A 15,041-nucleotide genomic window follows, 5' to 3' on the forward strand; every position below is an offset into this window, starting at 1 on the left:
CCGGCGAGGGGCCGGCCGCCGCCGGGACCACCGCCGACGGCGGGTCGCGCTCCCTGCCGCCCGTGCCCAAGGTGCTCCCGCCCCGCGTCACCCGGCCGACGGCGGTGGCCACGACCGGCGTTACGGCACAGCCGTCGCCGCCGCGGACCGGCCCGTCCGTTCAGCCGCCGTCCGTTCAGCCGCCGCCTGTTCACACCGAGCAGCCACCGCCACCGCCGCCGGTCACGCCGACGCCGTCGACCGGTGTGCCGGTGCCCACCCAGGCGGTCGGCCCCTGACAGGGAGCCTGAGCAGAGACGTTGCGGCAGGTAGGGGCGTTGCGGCAGGTAGGGGCGCTGTGGCGGGTACGGTGGCCGGACAGGTGGCAGCGCCGCCCAGGTGACCGGTGGCCGTTTCGCCCAGGAGCGACCGTACGCGTCCTCATGGTCGCCGAACCTGCCGGACCCGCCGGAGCAGGACGGGCGGCGAGTCGACAGCGGCGCGGCCGTGCTGCGTTCGTACCGCTGTTCACGCTGCCGGAGGTCACAGATGCCGCAAGGACAGGACGCACGGTGACCAGTGTCGGAACGGAGTCCTCGGCGCTGTCGGTGCGCTGCTCCGAGTGGACGTGGGAGCAGGGTGTCGACCCGATCGGCTCCGCCCTGGTGTGCGACACCTTCGTGCTCGTCGAGACGCCGCCACCATGGCCACGGGACGTCGGCGACATACCGACCTTCGCCGACGTCATGCGCGGCCTGCCACCGGGGGTCCGACTGCTCGCCGTCGCGCCGGCCGACGAGCCCGTCACGGCCGCCGACAGCCGGACCGCGGCCACGGTGGAGACGGACGCCGGTACCGATCGTGACGGAGGACGGCCCGGCGTCCGGGTGACACTCTGGCGCCGCCGGAACTCCAACGGTTTCCAGGGCAGCGACCACGTCGTCCCCCGGGATCGTCTCACCGAGAGAATCCTCGGCCTCCTCGACCGTGCCCCCAGCCTCGATCTCGGCCGCGGCCTCGGCGTCGATCCCAACCGTGGACGTGGCCTCGATCGTGGCCGTGACCCCGGTGTGCGGCCGGGCCCCGGCCATGGTTCCGAGCCCGGCGCAGGCCCAGGGCTCGACCCCGACCCGGGTCCTGGCGAGTGGGCGTCGGCCCGGCCCGCCCCCGTCGAGGTCCTGCTGTGCGGCCATGGCCAGCGGGACCGCTGCTGCGGCCGGATCGGCACCCGTCTGCATCTCGACGTGGCGTCGGCCTGGCCCGGCGTGCGGGTCCGGCGGTGCAGCCACACCGGCGGCCACCGGTTCGCTCCGACCGGTTTCACCTTCCCGGACGGGCGGGCCTGGGGCTTCCTCGACGCCCCGACCCTCGACGGGATCGTGCGGCGCGCCAACACCCCCGCCGAACTGCGCGGACGGTACCGGGGGAGCACCGCGCTCGACCAGTGGGGACAGGTGGCCGAGCGGGAGCTGTTCGAGCGTTTCGGCTGGGGCTGGCTCGACCACGAGCTCACCGCCTCCCGCACCGAGGTCGTAGCCGACGGCCGACTGGCAACGGTGGAGCTGGCCTGGCAGGGACCGACCGGCGCCGCAACAGCCACCGCGTCCGTCGCGGTGGTCCGAAACGTCCCCGTCCCGCTCTGCGGCGAAGCCCTGGACCACGCCGAAAAAACCAGCCCCGAGCTGTCCCTGCGCTCAATCGAGATGCGACGGACCCGCGGAACTCAGGGTATTTCGTCGGCATCCGCCCGATCTTTTCCACCAGCGGGAAATTCGGCACCATGAGCTTCCCGCCAGCGCCGTGGGCGGTCAGACCGAAATACGGTGCCTTCCACCGCGGATCGATGCCCGGACGGTACTGAAAAACTCCTGGGTCGGCTCTGGTCGAGGTGGGCTGAGCAGCAGGCGAGACGTCGGGACGGGGCATTTGGGTTTGCAGGTGGAGGACAGCCGCGATGAGAACGGCCGCGCCGACGAGTTGACGGAGGTTGAGGGACTGACCGAGCCACAGCCATGCGATTACGGCGCCGAAGGCGGGTTCGAGGGCAATGGCCGCGGAGGCTGCCTGGGAGCCTGCTCGGACGACCCCCCAGGAGAACAGGACGAAAGGCACGAGGGTGCCGAGAATGCCAACGAGCAGGACGTCGGGCAGATGACGAGTGTCGGTAAGGACACGCGGCCAGCCCTGAGAGGCCTGGATGATCATCCAGGCGACTGTGGAGACGGTGAAGGCTCGGGCCATCGATGCGGTGGCACCGTAGGCACGGCTGGAACTTTCGCCGAGGATGGAGAACGACGCGACGGCGACGGCGGTAAGCAGGCCGTAGGCGAGGCCGGTCAGACTGATCTGGCCGGTTCCGGCTGCCGGTAGGTCGACGACGAACGCCACCCCGATGATCATCACGGCCAGCGCGATCGGCACTGTCGCGGCTGGCCGTTTGCGATGAGTCAGCAACGACCACAGGACGACGAGAGCGGGCGCCATGTTCTGTAGCACGATGGCCATGGCGACCGGCAGGCGTGCGATAGCCAGGAACAGGGCGGCATTGGCGGTGCCGACGGCCAGCCCGAACATGAGGGTGTGCCCGAACCGGGGAGTGTTTCCACCGACAGACGCTCGATCGCCGTCGCGGGTGTGCCAGACATAACTGAACAGGCCGAGGCCCACGGCGGTGATGTAGGTCCGTGCCTCCACCAGTTCGAGGGGTGTGACTCCGGCATGGAACAACCTGCCGGCGACGCTGGCTCCGAACGCCCACAGAACGGTCGCCACGGTGACGGCGAGAAACCCGACCCGGGAGTGAAGAAGGTCGCCGCGTGGTGCATCACTGTCACGTGGCGAGCGTCGGATCAGACGTACCAGCGCAGCAGGACGCTTCCCCACGTCATGTCTCCTCTGAATCCACTGTCGATTGGCCGGGATCGGGCCGCGCGTCGGTGGGCCGTTCGGGTTCGCGTTGGCTGGCCGGCACACGAGCCTTCTGCGGGGCTGATCATCAGCCGCTCGGCTGAAGTGCGGCGCGTAGGATCGGCGCGATGCCGATGTTGCTGGTTGTCCACCACACGCCGTCGCCGACGATGCAGGCGATGCTGGAGGCCGTGCTCGCCGGGGCGCGCGACGACGCGATTGAGGGCGTGGACGTCGTCGTCCGCCCAGCGCTTGCCGCCACGGCCGTCGACGTGCTGGCCGCCGACGGCTACCTGCTCGGCACGCCAGTGAACATCGGCTACATGTCCGGTGCCCTCAAACACTTCTTCGATCAAGCCTATTACCCTTGCCTGGAAGCAACTATCGGTCGGCCGTACGCCTTGTACGTCCACGGCAACTCCGACACCGCTGGCGCGGTCCGCAGCGTGGAGACGATCGCCGTCGGTCTGAAGTGGAAGCGGTTACGTGAGCCCGTAACGGTGATCGGCACGCCGGGCGCGAAAGATCGAGAGGCGTGCTGGGAGCTGGGGGCCACGGTGGCCGCGAGTCTGATGCCGTAGCTGACCGGCGGGCCCTGCCGCATGGGCCGCGCGTTCCGTCCGGCCAGACGTGTGGTCGCGGAGAGCGACGGGTCGCGACCAGGGTTCGGCACATTGTCTTCGACGGCTTCCACTATTCGATCTTGGAAGCGACGGTTGGTTGCCCGTACGCCCTCTACGTCCATGGCACCAGCGACACGACCGGCGCGATCCGTCGCGTGGAGACCATCGCGCCAGCCTGAAAATGGAAGCGCCTACGTAGATCCCCTGCCGGTGATCGGCGTGATCGACACCGCGGCCCGTGAGGCACGCTGGGACCTTGGAGCCACCGTCGCAGCCAGCCTGCTGGAGGCCTGACCCTTCGCCACCGGATTGCGAGTGCTGGGCCGTGGCCGTGGCCGCCGTGCCCGGCGGCGCTGCTCGGCGTGGCCATGATCGGTGCCGCGGTGGTCGATGCGGCAGCGACAGCAGGAGGCATCCGGCGAGTGCGGCGCCAGTGCCGGCGATGAACGGCGCCCGTGGGGTGAGCGCGGCGGCGAGGGCGGTGGTGATGGGCCCGCCCACCGGCGTGCTTCCGACGAGCACGACGGAGAACAACGACATCACCCGGCCGAGGTAACGGGGATCGGCGCCCTGCAGGGCGCCGATGGTCGAGGTGAGGTAGGTCGACCAGGCGACTCCGACCGCCGCGAGCATGCTCAACGCGACCACCGGATGGGGCGCTGCCGCGACGCCACCCAGGCTCGCCGCGAGCGCCGCCGCGGCGGGCGCGGCGATGGTGCGTCGGGGCGGCCGAGCGGCGGCCCAGATCGCGCCGGCCAAGGATCCGGCGGACACGGCGGTGAATGCCTGCCCGACCTGCGCGGGGCCGCCGCCGAAGGTGCCGGTGATCAGCAGCGGGATGGATACCTGGAAGGTGATCGCGAGAGTGCCGATGACGGCCATCGCGCCGAGAGCGGCGCGCAAGGACGGCGTCGCGGCGACATAGCGCATGCCTTCGCGGATCTGCCCCGGCGTTCTGGGCACCCGGGGTGGCGCGGGCACCAGTTGGGCCAGGACAAGCAGGACGACGACGTCGGCGGCGAAGGAAACGGCGTTGAGCCCGAAGACCCAGCCCGGGCCGCGGACCGTGACCAGCCATCCGCCGAGGGCGGACCCGGCGGTCATCCCGGTGAGCAGCACGAGGGTGGACGACGCCGAGGTCCGAGCGGCGGCGCCGGGCATCAGGGCGGGGATCAGCGCCTGCCGGGCCGGTGTGTCCAAGGCGTTGAGGACACCCCACGCGAAGGCGATGGCGAGCACCACTGGCACCGACAGCGTGCCCGTGAACTCGGCGACCGCGTACCCGCTGGCGACCACGCCGAGGCCGGCTTCGCTGGCGACGAGCAGCGCACGCCGGTCACGCCGGTCGGCCACCGCTCCGAACCAGGGGCCGAGCAGCAGGCTGGGCAGGAACTGCGTCGCCACCACCCAGCCGAGCATCGCGGGGTCGAGCCGGACGGTCACGACGGACAGGGCGACGACCTGCGCCCACGAGCAGACGACAGATGGTAACTGGCCCACGAGGTAGAGCCGGAGCGCCGGCGTCACAGCGTGGCCAGCACGGTCCCGGCGAGGGCCAGCCCGAACAGGTAGGTTCCAGCCGCTCCGACCGTCCGCCGCCTGGTCACGTCGGCCCATGACCGTGCGGCCAGCATGCCCCAGGCATGCGCCAGGCGAGCCGCGGTGGCCCCGATCACGAAGGCGAGCGTCCATGCCGGTGCTCGCGATCCGACCAGCAGGGACAGCACGATCAGGGTGGGGATGTACTCGGCGGCGTTGCCGTGCGCGCGGATCGCGATGAACAGCGGGTCGGAGGGGTCGGTGGGCGCCTGGCTCCCGCCGCGGCCGGCNCCCGCCGCGGCCGGCGGCCGCCGCGCGCAGCCGGGTGACGTTGGCGCCCAGCCCGAACACGAGCGCGGCGAGCACCGCGGCACACACGAGGGCGATGGTCATACGAACCTCCGCTGGAAACGGGCGTCAGAAAAGGCGGCGTCACGAGGGGCGGCGTCGTGAAGGGCGAGGTCGAGGACGTCCGCGCACAGCGACCAGCCGAGCAGCGCGTCGGCCTTGCGCAGCGCGCCCGGGCTGGTGATGTTCACCTCGATCAGGTGCGGGCCGATCACGTCGAGGCCCGCTACTCGCACTCCGTACGAGGCCAGAACCGGTGCCAGCCGCGCGCAGATGTGCCTGTCGCGGGTCGTGAGCGGGGCCTGCGCGGAGGGCTGGCCGATGCGGAAGTCGCCCGCCGCCGGGTATCGGTAGACGGCGCTCACCGGGATGCCGTCGAGGACGAAGACGCGCTTGTTGCCGTCATCGACCTCGGGCAGGTAGCGCTGGGCGACGACCAGCCGGGTGCCGCCGGCGGTCGCGGTCTCCAGCAGCGACGCCAGGTTCGGGTCGCCGACGCCCAGCCGGTAGACGCCGTGCCCCGCGTAGCCGTCGACCGGCTTGAGTACGGCCACCCGCTGCGCAGCGACGAACTCGTACAGGGCCCGGATGTCGGCGGATACCAGCGTCGGTGGAATCAGATCGGGAAAGCGCAGCGGCATCAGATGCTCGCTGCAGGCGCGCAGCCCGCGCGGGTCGTTGACCACCGGCGTGGAATGGACGAGGTCGAGCACGAACGTCGCGGCCAGATAGGCTGCGTCGAGCGGCGGCTCGACCCACATGAAGATCGCGTCGGCATCGTCGAGATTGACATGCTCGGGTGGGCCGGCTGACATCCACGGATCGGGCACGGTCCAGGCACAGCCGCCGGCCGGGTGGGACGGAGCGAGGCACAGCTGCCGAGCGGTCGCGCCCGGCTTCCCCTTCACGACGGACAGCTCGGAAGGGGTGGTGACCCGCACGGCGGCGCCGCGGTCCTGGGCCGCGTGCATGAGCCCGACGCTGGTGTCGGTGGCCGGGTCGAGCCGGTCGAGCTCGTCGACGACGAGGACGACGTTCATCGCGGCCTCGACCGGGGCCCGGTGCGGCCCGGTGGTTGTCATCGGTTGCTCCTGCTTTGGGATGTACGGGTTCAGCCGACAGCCGGGCGGCGGCCAGCAGAGGGACGGCCGCTACTACGCGGACGCCTGGTCGGACCGGTGCTCCTGCTCGCGGCGAGCGGCGGTCACGATCGCGTCGTCGACGGTGGCGATCTCGGGATCGGTCCAGTCGGTGTGCGCCTGGGTGGTGTAGAAGCGGACTTCGTGACCGTCCGGGTCATGGGCACCGGGCAGAATCCAGCCGATCGTGGCGAAGTGCACGCCGGCATGGGCTTCGCCCAGTGCTGTGAGCCGCCGCGCGAGCGCCTCGAGGGCCGCCTTGGTCGGCACACCGATCGAGAAGTAGTCGAAGCCCGCCGCGCGGGCGGCTCGCTCCGGGTCCAGCCGCAGGCCGAAGGCCGGCCCGCCATTGGGGTGCACCATGACCACCCCCATCAGGACGCCGTTCTCGACGAACTCGGTGCTGATCTCGTAGCCCAGACGGCTCTCGTACCAGGTACGCGAGCGGTCCAGGTCGCTCACCGGGAGCTTGACGTGATGCACCCCGTCGAGCTCTGGCGCGACGGTGTTCGTCACGGCGGACCTCCGAGTTGTGTATAGCGCAGATGCAAAAATGCAGTCCAACTGCATTGCAGTTAGACTGCATCGCATGATGAGTGATGTCAAGGGCCTGCGGGCGGCCCGGGTCGCGGAGACCGAGGAGCGGATCCTGGCCGCCGCCCACGAGCTGTTCGTCCGCGACGGGTACGCGGCCACCACTCTCACCGCGGTCGCCGACGCCGCCCGCGTCGCGCCTCGCACGGTCTACGTGCGCTTCGGAACCAAGGCCGATCTCCTGCGGCGCGTCGTCGACGTGGCCATCGTCGGTGACACTCAGGACCTCGACGTGCAGAGCCGTGAGTGGTACCAGGCCGCGCTCGTCGCGCCCACCGTCGACGAACGGATCGGCCTGCTCGCTGACGGCAGCGCCGCGCTCATGGCCCGCGCCGGCGACGTGTTCGCCGTCGCGCAGCAGGCCGAACCCCTCGAGCCCGTCATCGCCGCCGCGGCCCGCGCCGGACGCGCGGCGACCCGAGACTCGATGCGCTCTTTCTTCACCGCGCTGCGCGACGACGGACTACTTCCCGCCGGCGTCGACCTCGACTGGCTGTGTGACACCGCCGGCGTGCTCGCGCACGCCAACACTTATCTGCTGGTCCGCGAAACCCTCGGCTGGACCATCGACCAGTACCGAACGTGGCTACGCGCCACTTGGCAGCGCCTCATCGCCGCCGCGGCCACGCCGGATAGGTGAGCAGCCCGCGCCGAACCCCAAGCAGCCGGGAGCCGGCGATCGGCGCGGTCCCACCGCCCTGGCGGTGCGTGTCGAACCGTGGCAACAGCGGTTCGACCAGCTCCCACAGATCGTCCGGGACCAGCCGTATCGCCAGGCTGTTCTCCATCACATCCATGATCAAATATGTACCTGGAGAGCCACACGAGACACCCGCTAATACTGAGCCTCACCCTGAGTAATTTTCGACTCAGTACTAAGGCGCCGCCCGCGGCGGTGTCATCGTCACCGATGCTTCCGCTGTCGGCGCCGGTCGGTGACTGGACCGGACCCGGAACCGGACGGTGGACGGTGGATGGTGTGGGTAGGTTGGTCGGGTGTACTCGACGCGGGTCTCGCGGCATGTGAACGCTCCGCGTGCGGTGGTGTATCGGGCGCTTCTGGACGCGGACGCGATCGCGCGGTGGCGGGTGCCGGCCGGGATGACCGCTCTGGTGCACGAGTTCGACCCTCGCGAGGGCGGCTCGTTCCGGATCTCGCTCACCTACGACGCGCCGGACCAGGCCGGCAAATCGGCGTCGAACACCGACACTTGTCACGGCCGTTTCGTCTGGCTCGTTCCGGGCGAGCGGGTGGTCGAGGAGCTCGAGTTCGAGACGGCGGACCCCGCGTTCGCCGGCCGGATGGTGATGACGACGACGCTCACCGATGCCGACGGCGGGACCGATGTCCTGATCGTCCATGAGGGGATTCCGGACGGTATCCCCGCCGCCGACAACGAGACGGGCACGCGGATGGCACTGGCCGGCCTCGCCCAGCTCGTCGAGTCCCACCACGCCGGCGGCTGACAGAGGACCGGGTCTCACCCGTCGACGGGACTGGCGCCGACGCGGCGGCGGCGCGGTGTGTGACGGGGCCGTAGCATGGTCGCGATGCCGACTCTCCTGATCGTTCACCACACGCCCTAACCGACGATGCAGGAGATGCTGGAATCGGTGCTGGCGGGTGCCAGGACGGACGACTACCCTTGTTGATGTTACTTTTGCGACCAGATCTACTACCCGTGCCTTGAGGTGACCATCGGCCGGCCGTACACGCTGTACGTACACGGGAACTCCGACACGACGGGCGCGGTCCGCGGCGTCGAGACCATCACGACCGGCCTGAGATGGAAGCGGTTGCGTGACCCGCTGGCCATGATCGGCGAGGCGGACGCCGCCGCTCGCGAGGCGTGCTGGGAACTCGGAGCCACCGCGGCCGCATCACTGATGTTCGGCTGATGTGAGCCAACCGACGTACTGTGGTAGATTCAGGGCGGTATCCGGCATCGACCGAAGCCACAGCATCGTCGAGACGCCCATCCTCCTGATCGGCCACGACGCCGTCGCCCGCCCGGTGCGGACCGACGACGCGGGCGAAGCCGAGTGCCGCGCGGTTGTCGTGTCTGCGAGGATCGGGGCATGGACGAGACGCTCGTTGGCATCGCGACGCGTGACGCTGTCGCCGTGCTGCGTCAGGCAGGCGCCCAGTTCGCCTATCTGCACGGCAGCCGCGCCGTTGGGTGCCAGCGGGCGGAATCGGACATCGATATCGCCGCCTACTTCGGCGGGCCGCGGCCTCCGAACTCCTTCGACATACTCCTGCCACCCGGCGTCGACCTCCTCGTCCTCGACAACGCGCCGCTCGAGCTCGCGGGCAGGGTCGCAGCCGGCGGGCGGCTGCTCTTCGAGGACGACCGGGCCGCGCGGGTGCGCTGGGAGGCGATGACCAGAAAGATCTACTTCGACGAACTTCCGCGGATCACTCGGGCGCACCGCGAGTTCGCCGCGGCTCTTCTGGACCGGAGCGCATAGCAGGTGGTCGACGAGGCTCGGGTGCTACGCCTGCTCCGCGCGATCACCGACGACCTGTCCGTGCTCCGCCGCGAGTCGGACGCCAACGACGAGCGCCGCGCGGACCCGATCTGGCTGCGCGGGGTGAAGTACACCTTCGTGACAGCGATCGAGGCCTGCGTCGACGTCGCGCAGCACATCTGTGCGACGCAGGGCTGGGGACCGCCGGCGGACAACGGCGACGCGGTCCGGCTCCTTGGCGTCCATGGAGCACTGGCCCCTGCGCTCGCGCTGTCGCTCCGCAAGGCCGTCGGCTTCAGGAACGTCCTCGTCCACGACTACATCGACGTCAACGATGAGATCGTCGTTGCTCGGCTGAATGCCCTTGACGACCTTGACGAATTCGTCCGGGAAATAGCGGCGTACGTGTCTGCCGCGGAGGCGTAGCCGGGGGCCCAGGCGCGATCGCGGTCCGACCCCTGACGACGGCACAGGACAACCGGGTTCCGCTGGACGTGGAGGCCAACCTCATTGTCACGTACTGTAGCTAACTGATGCACCCGAGTTTCGGGCACTTCTGCGACCAGAAGTAGCGCGAACGCTGTACCCGTGATCTGCGGTAAATAGTGATCTATATACGCAAGGTCGGCATCCGGAGGAGCCGGCCGCCCGACCGGACAGTCAACATCCACGAGACACGCACGGAACCTTTTCGCGTAGCGAGCGGTGATGCTGAGCGATCTCCAGTGTGTTGTCCTTGCGGTGGCTGTCTGGAGCGCCGGTCAGGTAACCATACGTATCCCCGCGAGCGGTGGCACGCTTCGAGGGGTGCTGGCCACCGGAGAAGATCGGCGCGAGTTTGTCGTTGTGTACGCTTTTGCGGCCAAAAAGCGTACACAACGACAAACTCGCCTGGATCATGGCCTGTACGGCTGGTTGTGGAGGGGAACCGCGCTACTTGACCGGCGCTCTGGGTGGTACGGCGGTGTTCGGTGTGGATAAGCACGAGGGCTGCCTTGGCTATGAGGCCGATCTTCCAGGAGCCGAGGCTGGCCTTCTGGAGCGCCTTGAGATGCTTCAGGATGGCGTTCGCGCGTTCGCCGACGGCCCGCGGGGCGTTGTGGATCCTGTTGTGCTTCTTCCGGTCGTCGGTGAGCGACCCGCCCTTCGGTGTCGTGAACGGCACGGCTGCTGTGACCGAGATGTGGCCGCGGCCGGCGGCTGATCCGTCGCCGTCGGCCGTCGCCCGTCGGCCTTGACCGGGCCGGTCCAGCAGGTCGTGCCGCGGATCAGCCGCAGCGGTCAGCGCAACGATGACGGCGGACACCGGTGATCTCCGAGATCGTCACCGGTCCCCGGCGAGCCCTGCGCCTGGTCGCGCTGTCAACGGCTGGATGGATGATTCGCTCGATGGCCGGGTGATGGCCCCCGCCGCGCTCACCTTCGCCCTCCATCTGTCTGTCGCAGGCACGGTCCGTCGTTGCGATGGACTCGTTAGGATCATGGCCATGAAGGCGGGCGTGGAAGACGCGATGATCGCTGTCCCGGCCGGGCGGGTGACGCTGTCGGACCGGCGAACGCGGCGGAGGTGGTCCGTCGAGCTCGCGCCATACCATCTCGCCGCGTTTCCGGTCACCCGGGCGCAGTACGTACAGGTCACCGGTGGGCGGCCAGGTACTGCCCGGGGGGACCGGCTGCCCGTCGAGGGCGTTTCCTGGTGGGACGCTGTCCGGTTCTGCAATGCGATGTCACAACACGAGGGGCTGGCGCCCGCGTACGACATCCGTGCTGGCAGCGAGGATGTCGAATGGGACCCCTCGGCGGACGGGTACCGGCTGCCGACCGAGGCCGAGTGGGAACACGCCTGTCGTGCCGGCACGACAGGCCCACGGTATGGACTGCTCGACGACATCGCCTGGTACCGCGCCAACTCGGACGAGCGAATCCACGAAGTGGGTGGCAAACAGCCCAACCCGTGGGGCCTGTACGACATGCTGGGCAACGTCTGGGACTGGTGCTGGGACACGTACGACATCAAGGTTTACGGCACGTACCGGGTGTTGCGTGGCGGAGGGTGGTTCGACCAGCACTGGAGCTGCCGGGCGTCCGTGCGCCGCCGCAGCCATCCGAACTTCCAGGTCGACGACACAGGATTCCGCATCGCTCGGTCCGTTCCTCACTGACGCACGCGTCTTTGCCTCGATCGCTGGACGCCCCGCCGGGGTCTGCGGGCAGTGCCGTCACAGCGATCCGAGTCGTATTGCCCCGGTCAGCGTCGCCAGCGCTGTGGCCCGGGCGCGTGCTGGATGAGTGGCGTGGCCGGAGTTACCCCGGGTGCGGCCACATGACGGAAGCTGGCGGAAAGGGTTGACCTTCACGTCCGCGTCAGGGTTTAGCGTCCGGCGGCATGACCGGATTCCAGTCGTCATCCGTTGCTTCGGACCAGCCGCCGGCTCTCGCCGGGGACAGCGTCGGTTGGCAGGTGCACCTGGCCGCCCGTCCCGTTGGGACGCCCACTCCCGCTGACTTCGCCCTCGTGAAGACGACGGTCCCGCGGCCGTCGCCGGGGCAGGTGCTCGTGCGCAATCTGTTCCTGTCCCTGGACGCGGGAGCGCGGCTACGGATGAGTGACGTCGGTGTGCCGATTCCGCTGTACGCGGTGGGCGCGGTGATGGACGGGGACGCCGTCGGGGAGGTCGTTCTCAGCGCCAGTCCGGATCTCGCCGTCGGCGATCTGGTTCACCATGGCATGGGGTGGCGAGAGTACGCGGTCGCCGACGCGGCGCGGTTCCGCCGGGTCGACAGCCGGGTCTTCCCGACGCTGTCCGTGCATCTCGCGCCGTACCTGACGGCGTGGGCCGGGCTGGTCGACGTTGCCGGGCTGGCCGCCGGGGACACCGTCTTCGTCTCGGGAGCCGCCGGCGCGGTGGGTGGCCTTGCCGGCCAGATCGCCCGGCTGAAGGGTGCCGGCCGGGTCGTCGGCAGCGCCGGCTCGCCGGCCAAGGCCGCCCACCTGGTCGAGGAACTCGGTTTCGACGCCGCGTTCGACCACCACGACGGCCAGCTCGCCGACCGGCTCCGGCAGGCCGCTCCCGGCGGCGTCGACGTGTACTTCGACAACACCGGCGGCCCGCAGCTCGAGGCTGCGATCGAGGTGATGAACCCGCACGGCCGGATCGCGCTGTGCGGAGCGCTCGCGTCGCAGAACGGCGGTGCCGGCGCGGCCGGGCCGTCGAACCTGGTCCTCGCGATCGCCAAGCGGCTCAGGCTGCGGGGATTCCTCACGAGTGACCATCTGAGCCGGACGGACCAGGTCCGGGCCGAGGTTGCCGAATGGCTCCGGCAGGGACGCCTCCACCTCGACGAGACCGTCGTCGACGGCCTGGAGAACGCTCCCCGGGCCTTCACCGACATGCTGGGTGGCGCGTACACCGGCAAGGTCGTCGTCCGGCTGTCGCGGTAGACCCGCCCGGCTACGGTTACCCGTGGAGGTGGGAGCCATGCGGATCGGTGAACTGGCCCGCGTGGCCGGTACGACCACGCGCACGCTGCGGTACTACGAGGAGCAGGGACTGCTCAGCCCACGGCGTGCCCCCAGCGGCTACCGGCTCTATGACAGCACGGATGTCACGCGGATAGACAACATCCGCAAACTGCTCGCGAGCGGGTTCACGGTGCGGGACACCCGCTCCTTTCTCGGCTTTCTCGACCGCCCGTTACCAGACCGTTTTCGTCCAGCACCCATGTGCGAGGACGCGCTGGCAGTCGCCGCTCGCCGTCTCGCCTCACTCGACGAACGCATCGCCGCCCTGACCCAGCTCCGAAACCGGTTGGCGGGCCGTCTCCCCGAGTTGACAGAGAACACCCTGGGTGATGATAGAGTGACTGTTGCGAGCGACAGCTCTTCGGCACCGGCAGTGATGACGCTGGTGGACGAGGAGGATGGTGTGGTCGCTGTGGCCGAGACGAACATGCCCGCGCTTACAGCCGACCTGGTACGTACCACACTGGAGAACGTCAGACGATGAGGATTTCTGGCCATTCGCTGACAGCGCACCACCGTACCGTGCCGAACTTCATGAGACCTCGGCCATAATCCGTTCGACATCGCCGCGGGTAAGGCGGCCACGATTACCCATTATGTAGTACCCCGGAACGCCAAGGGCCTTGAGGCTCTTCGTTACACCTTTCAGGTCATCCCAGACGTCTTCTCTCCCGCGGGGCGTCCGCTCCTTCGGGTCACCGGTGGCATGATGATCATATATTTGTTCCCAGTACTCGTAACCGAGTCTCCTGAGCTCCTCCATCAGGGCGTCGACGCCCGGTTTCGCGCGCCACTTCCTGTTGGTGACGTCCATTTCCTGGCGGGCGGTGTAGATGACGGGGCTGATCCGGTGCTCTTCTTCGGGCCGGCGGGGCGAGGGGCTACGTGTCCATGCACTGGCCTCGAAGCACACCGCCAGCCAGAGGGCTTCGGCGATATACTGACGTGTCTGACGAACGAACGAACCGACTGTCGGTCGTTCAGGACCTCGTCCTTGGTCAGCTGGACGCTGGCGATTTCCCTGCCCGGCCGTTTCGACTTCCGAAGCTGTGCGCTCGCGTTCGTACAGAACAGCTCGTCCGTCTCGGGATCGTGGACCACGCAGAAAACCGGGGCGTTACTCCTGCTCCAGTATTCCCTGTGGTTTTCTGTTGGAACATGATAGCCTGATCCGGTCCTGTACGAACGACCACCCTTGACTTGTATCCATACGGTGTTCCCGGTCCGTTCCAGGTTCTCCACGAACGAAACGTAGAGATCCTCGCCGTGGTCGTTGTCGCCGTCGATCTTCTGGATCATGTGTTCGTGGCGCTCCATCAGTCCGGTGAACGCGTGAATCGCAGCCCGCTTGGTGACCCGATTTTTGTTGACCGGCATCGCGGCTCCCCCGACAGGCTCGCTCTGCATGGGTCGTCCCGCCCCACTTTAGCGTGAGGAGAGATCCGGGAATAACGTACCGTGACCCGGCGCTCTTTTGGGTTCTATACGGACCCGTCTGCTCCCAGTGGTCCGGTCGTTCCGCATGCGCGGTGTGTCCAGCGCTCGCTGGATCTCGACTGTGGTTACTGCGAGTGCGCGGGATCTTGGCCGCGCCACGGGTATCCGGGATGGCCGTGCCCACGTGGGAGAGCAGCCGTTCAGCCCTGTGATTCATCCGAGGTCCTCGATCCGTCGTCCATGGATCGAAGATCTCGGCCTGGCGCTGGTTGGATGATGCCTGGGAGGTGGTCGGTGGGATGAGCGCGACGCTTGTTGCCAAGGGGGTTGCGGCTGCTCGCGGTGGCCGGAACCTGTTCGACGATCTTGACCTGGTCGTCGGGCCGGCGGAGCGGGTCGGGCTGGTCGGGCCGAACGGGGCCGGTAAGTCCAGTCTGCTGCGGATCCTCGCCGGTCTCGACGCGCCGGCGGCCGGCGCCG

The 15,041-nt window shown here is 69.0% G+C and carries 17 protein-coding genes and 4 pseudogenes; 12 read left to right on the top strand and 9 right to left on the bottom strand.

Features of this window, described 5'->3' with window-relative positions; all coding sequences use genetic code 11:
* Together FrCorBMG51_RS29395 and FrCorBMG51_RS30720 are read left to right on the top strand one after the other, a co-directional pair.
* Nucleotides 1-278, top strand: a pseudogene (locus FrCorBMG51_RS29395) (hypothetical protein); the annotation flags it as partial.
* A gap of 273 nt (nucleotides 279-551) precedes the next feature.
* Nucleotides 552-1,763, top strand: a complete 1,212-nt coding sequence (locus FrCorBMG51_RS30720; protein WP_235433368.1) for a sucrase ferredoxin — start codon at nucleotides 552-554, stop codon at nucleotides 1,761-1,763.
* A gap of 169 nt (nucleotides 1,764-1,932) precedes the next feature.
* On the opposite strand, the pseudogene FrCorBMG51_RS33585 reads toward FrCorBMG51_RS30720, so the two are convergent.
* A pseudogene (locus tag FrCorBMG51_RS33585) lies at nucleotides 1,933-2,952 on the bottom strand (EamA family transporter); the annotation flags it as partial.
* Nucleotides 2,953-3,005: 53 nt separating this feature from the next.
* Here FrCorBMG51_RS33585 and FrCorBMG51_RS06510 point away from each other — a divergent pair.
* Nucleotides 3,006-3,467, top strand: coding sequence for a flavodoxin family protein (locus FrCorBMG51_RS06510; RefSeq protein WP_047222209.1), 462 nt, complete (start codon nucleotides 3,006-3,008; stop codon nucleotides 3,465-3,467).
* Here the strand turns inward: FrCorBMG51_RS06510 and FrCorBMG51_RS06515 are convergent.
* The 4 genes from FrCorBMG51_RS06515 to FrCorBMG51_RS06530 form a co-directional block, all read right to left on the bottom strand.
* A complete protein-coding gene (locus FrCorBMG51_RS06515) occupies nucleotides 3,369-5,036 on the bottom strand; it encodes an MFS transporter (protein WP_052914418.1) in 1,668 nt (555 codons plus the stop codon). The two genes, FrCorBMG51_RS06510 and FrCorBMG51_RS06515, sit on opposite strands and share 99 nt — an antisense overlap.
* Nucleotides 5,033-5,422 carry an MAPEG family protein gene (locus tag FrCorBMG51_RS06520; RefSeq protein WP_052914420.1) on the bottom strand — a complete coding sequence of 130 codons (390 nt, stop codon included), beginning with the start codon at nucleotides 5,420-5,422 and terminating at the stop codon, nucleotides 5,033-5,035. Before FrCorBMG51_RS06520 ends, FrCorBMG51_RS06515 begins: the two co-directional genes overlap by 4 nt.
* Nucleotides 5,423-5,437: 15 nt before the next feature.
* Nucleotides 5,438-6,478, bottom strand: coding sequence for a glutathione synthase (gshB, locus tag FrCorBMG51_RS06525; RefSeq protein ID WP_235433369.1), 1,041 nt, complete (start codon nucleotides 6,476-6,478; stop codon nucleotides 5,438-5,440).
* 72 nt (nucleotides 6,479-6,550) lie between these two features.
* Nucleotides 6,551-7,051, bottom strand: coding sequence for a VOC family protein (locus FrCorBMG51_RS06530; RefSeq protein ID WP_047222210.1), 501 nt, complete (start codon nucleotides 7,049-7,051; stop codon nucleotides 6,551-6,553).
* A 76-nt stretch (nucleotides 7,052-7,127) separates the two neighbouring features.
* Here FrCorBMG51_RS06530 and FrCorBMG51_RS06535 point away from each other — a divergent pair, with 76 nt between their 5' ends.
* Nucleotides 7,128-7,769, top strand: coding sequence for a TetR/AcrR family transcriptional regulator (locus tag FrCorBMG51_RS06535; RefSeq protein ID WP_047222266.1), 642 nt, complete (start codon nucleotides 7,128-7,130; stop codon nucleotides 7,767-7,769).
* On the opposite strand, the gene FrCorBMG51_RS06540 is transcribed toward FrCorBMG51_RS06535, so the two are convergent.
* Nucleotides 7,738-7,926 carry a hypothetical protein gene (locus tag FrCorBMG51_RS06540; RefSeq protein ID WP_139342186.1) on the bottom strand — a complete coding sequence of 63 codons (189 nt, stop codon included), beginning with the start codon at nucleotides 7,924-7,926 and terminating at the stop codon, nucleotides 7,738-7,740. The genes FrCorBMG51_RS06535 and FrCorBMG51_RS06540 overlap by 32 nt on opposite strands.
* 226 nt (nucleotides 7,927-8,152) lie before the next feature.
* Between FrCorBMG51_RS06540 and FrCorBMG51_RS06545 the strand changes: the two genes are divergently transcribed.
* The 4 genes from FrCorBMG51_RS06545 to hepT all read left to right on the top strand — a co-directional run bounded on the left by FrCorBMG51_RS06545 (nucleotide 8,153) and on the right by hepT (nucleotide 10,027).
* Entirely contained in the window at nucleotides 8,153-8,596 is a 444-nt protein-coding gene (locus tag FrCorBMG51_RS06545; RefSeq protein ID WP_268760538.1) for an SRPBCC family protein, read from the top strand.
* Nucleotides 8,597-8,821: 225 nt separating this feature from the next.
* On the top strand, nucleotides 8,822-9,028 hold the full coding sequence (locus FrCorBMG51_RS06550) for a flavodoxin (protein ID WP_235433371.1): 207 nt from the start codon (nucleotides 8,822-8,824) through the stop codon (nucleotides 9,026-9,028).
* Between the two features lie 180 nt (nucleotides 9,029-9,208).
* A complete protein-coding gene (locus FrCorBMG51_RS06555; protein ID WP_047222214.1) occupies nucleotides 9,209-9,601 on the top strand; it encodes a nucleotidyltransferase domain-containing protein in 393 nt (130 codons plus the stop codon).
* Between the two features lie 3 nt (nucleotides 9,602-9,604).
* A complete protein-coding gene (gene hepT, locus FrCorBMG51_RS06560; RefSeq protein WP_047222215.1) occupies nucleotides 9,605-10,027 on the top strand; it encodes a type VII toxin-antitoxin system HepT family RNase toxin in 423 nt (140 codons plus the stop codon).
* A 526-nt stretch (nucleotides 10,028-10,553) separates the two neighbouring features.
* Here the strand turns inward: hepT and FrCorBMG51_RS30725 are convergent.
* Nucleotides 10,554-10,817 (bottom strand): annotated as a pseudogene (locus FrCorBMG51_RS30725) (IS5/IS1182 family transposase); the annotation flags it as partial.
* Nucleotides 10,818-11,112: 295 nt separating this feature from the next.
* Between FrCorBMG51_RS30725 and FrCorBMG51_RS06570 the strand changes: the two are divergent.
* The 3 genes from FrCorBMG51_RS06570 to FrCorBMG51_RS06580 all read left to right on the top strand — a co-directional run bounded on the left by FrCorBMG51_RS06570 (nucleotide 11,113) and on the right by FrCorBMG51_RS06580 (nucleotide 13,608).
* The gene (locus FrCorBMG51_RS06570; RefSeq protein WP_200902358.1) at nucleotides 11,113-11,763 is read left to right on the top strand and encodes a formylglycine-generating enzyme family protein; all 651 of its coding nucleotides are present in this window, start codon (nucleotides 11,113-11,115) and stop codon (nucleotides 11,761-11,763) included.
* Nucleotides 11,764-11,987: 224 nt separating this feature from the next.
* Nucleotides 11,988-13,043, top strand: a complete 1,056-nt coding sequence (locus FrCorBMG51_RS06575) for an NADP-dependent oxidoreductase (protein WP_175648290.1) — start codon at nucleotides 11,988-11,990, stop codon at nucleotides 13,041-13,043.
* Nucleotides 13,044-13,080: 37 nt separating this feature from the next.
* Nucleotides 13,081-13,608, top strand: a complete 528-nt coding sequence (locus FrCorBMG51_RS06580) for a MerR family transcriptional regulator (protein WP_235433372.1) — start codon at nucleotides 13,081-13,083, stop codon at nucleotides 13,606-13,608.
* 48 nt (nucleotides 13,609-13,656) lie between these two features.
* Here the strand turns inward: FrCorBMG51_RS06580 and FrCorBMG51_RS27965 are convergent, their stop codons facing one another.
* Complete coding sequence (locus FrCorBMG51_RS27965) at nucleotides 13,657-13,938, bottom strand: hypothetical protein (RefSeq protein WP_047222218.1); 282 nt, start codon at nucleotides 13,936-13,938, stop codon at nucleotides 13,657-13,659.
* Nucleotides 13,887-14,531 carry a DUF4365 domain-containing protein gene (locus FrCorBMG51_RS33590; protein ID WP_083730849.1) on the bottom strand — a complete coding sequence of 215 codons (645 nt, stop codon included), beginning with the start codon at nucleotides 14,529-14,531 and terminating at the stop codon, nucleotides 13,887-13,889. Before FrCorBMG51_RS33590 ends, FrCorBMG51_RS27965 begins: the two co-directional genes overlap by 52 nt.
* 329 nt (nucleotides 14,532-14,860) lie before the next feature.
* Here FrCorBMG51_RS33590 and FrCorBMG51_RS34515 point away from each other — a divergent pair.
* A pseudogene (locus FrCorBMG51_RS34515) lies at nucleotides 14,861-14,989 on the top strand (ABC transporter ATP-binding protein); the annotation flags it as partial.
* Nucleotides 14,990-15,041 lie beyond the last annotated feature (52 nt).

The sequence above is a fragment of the Protofrankia coriariae genome, assembly GCF_001017755.1.
Taxonomy (GTDB): Bacteria; Actinomycetota; Actinomycetes; order Frankiales; family Frankiaceae; genus Protofrankia; species Protofrankia coriariae.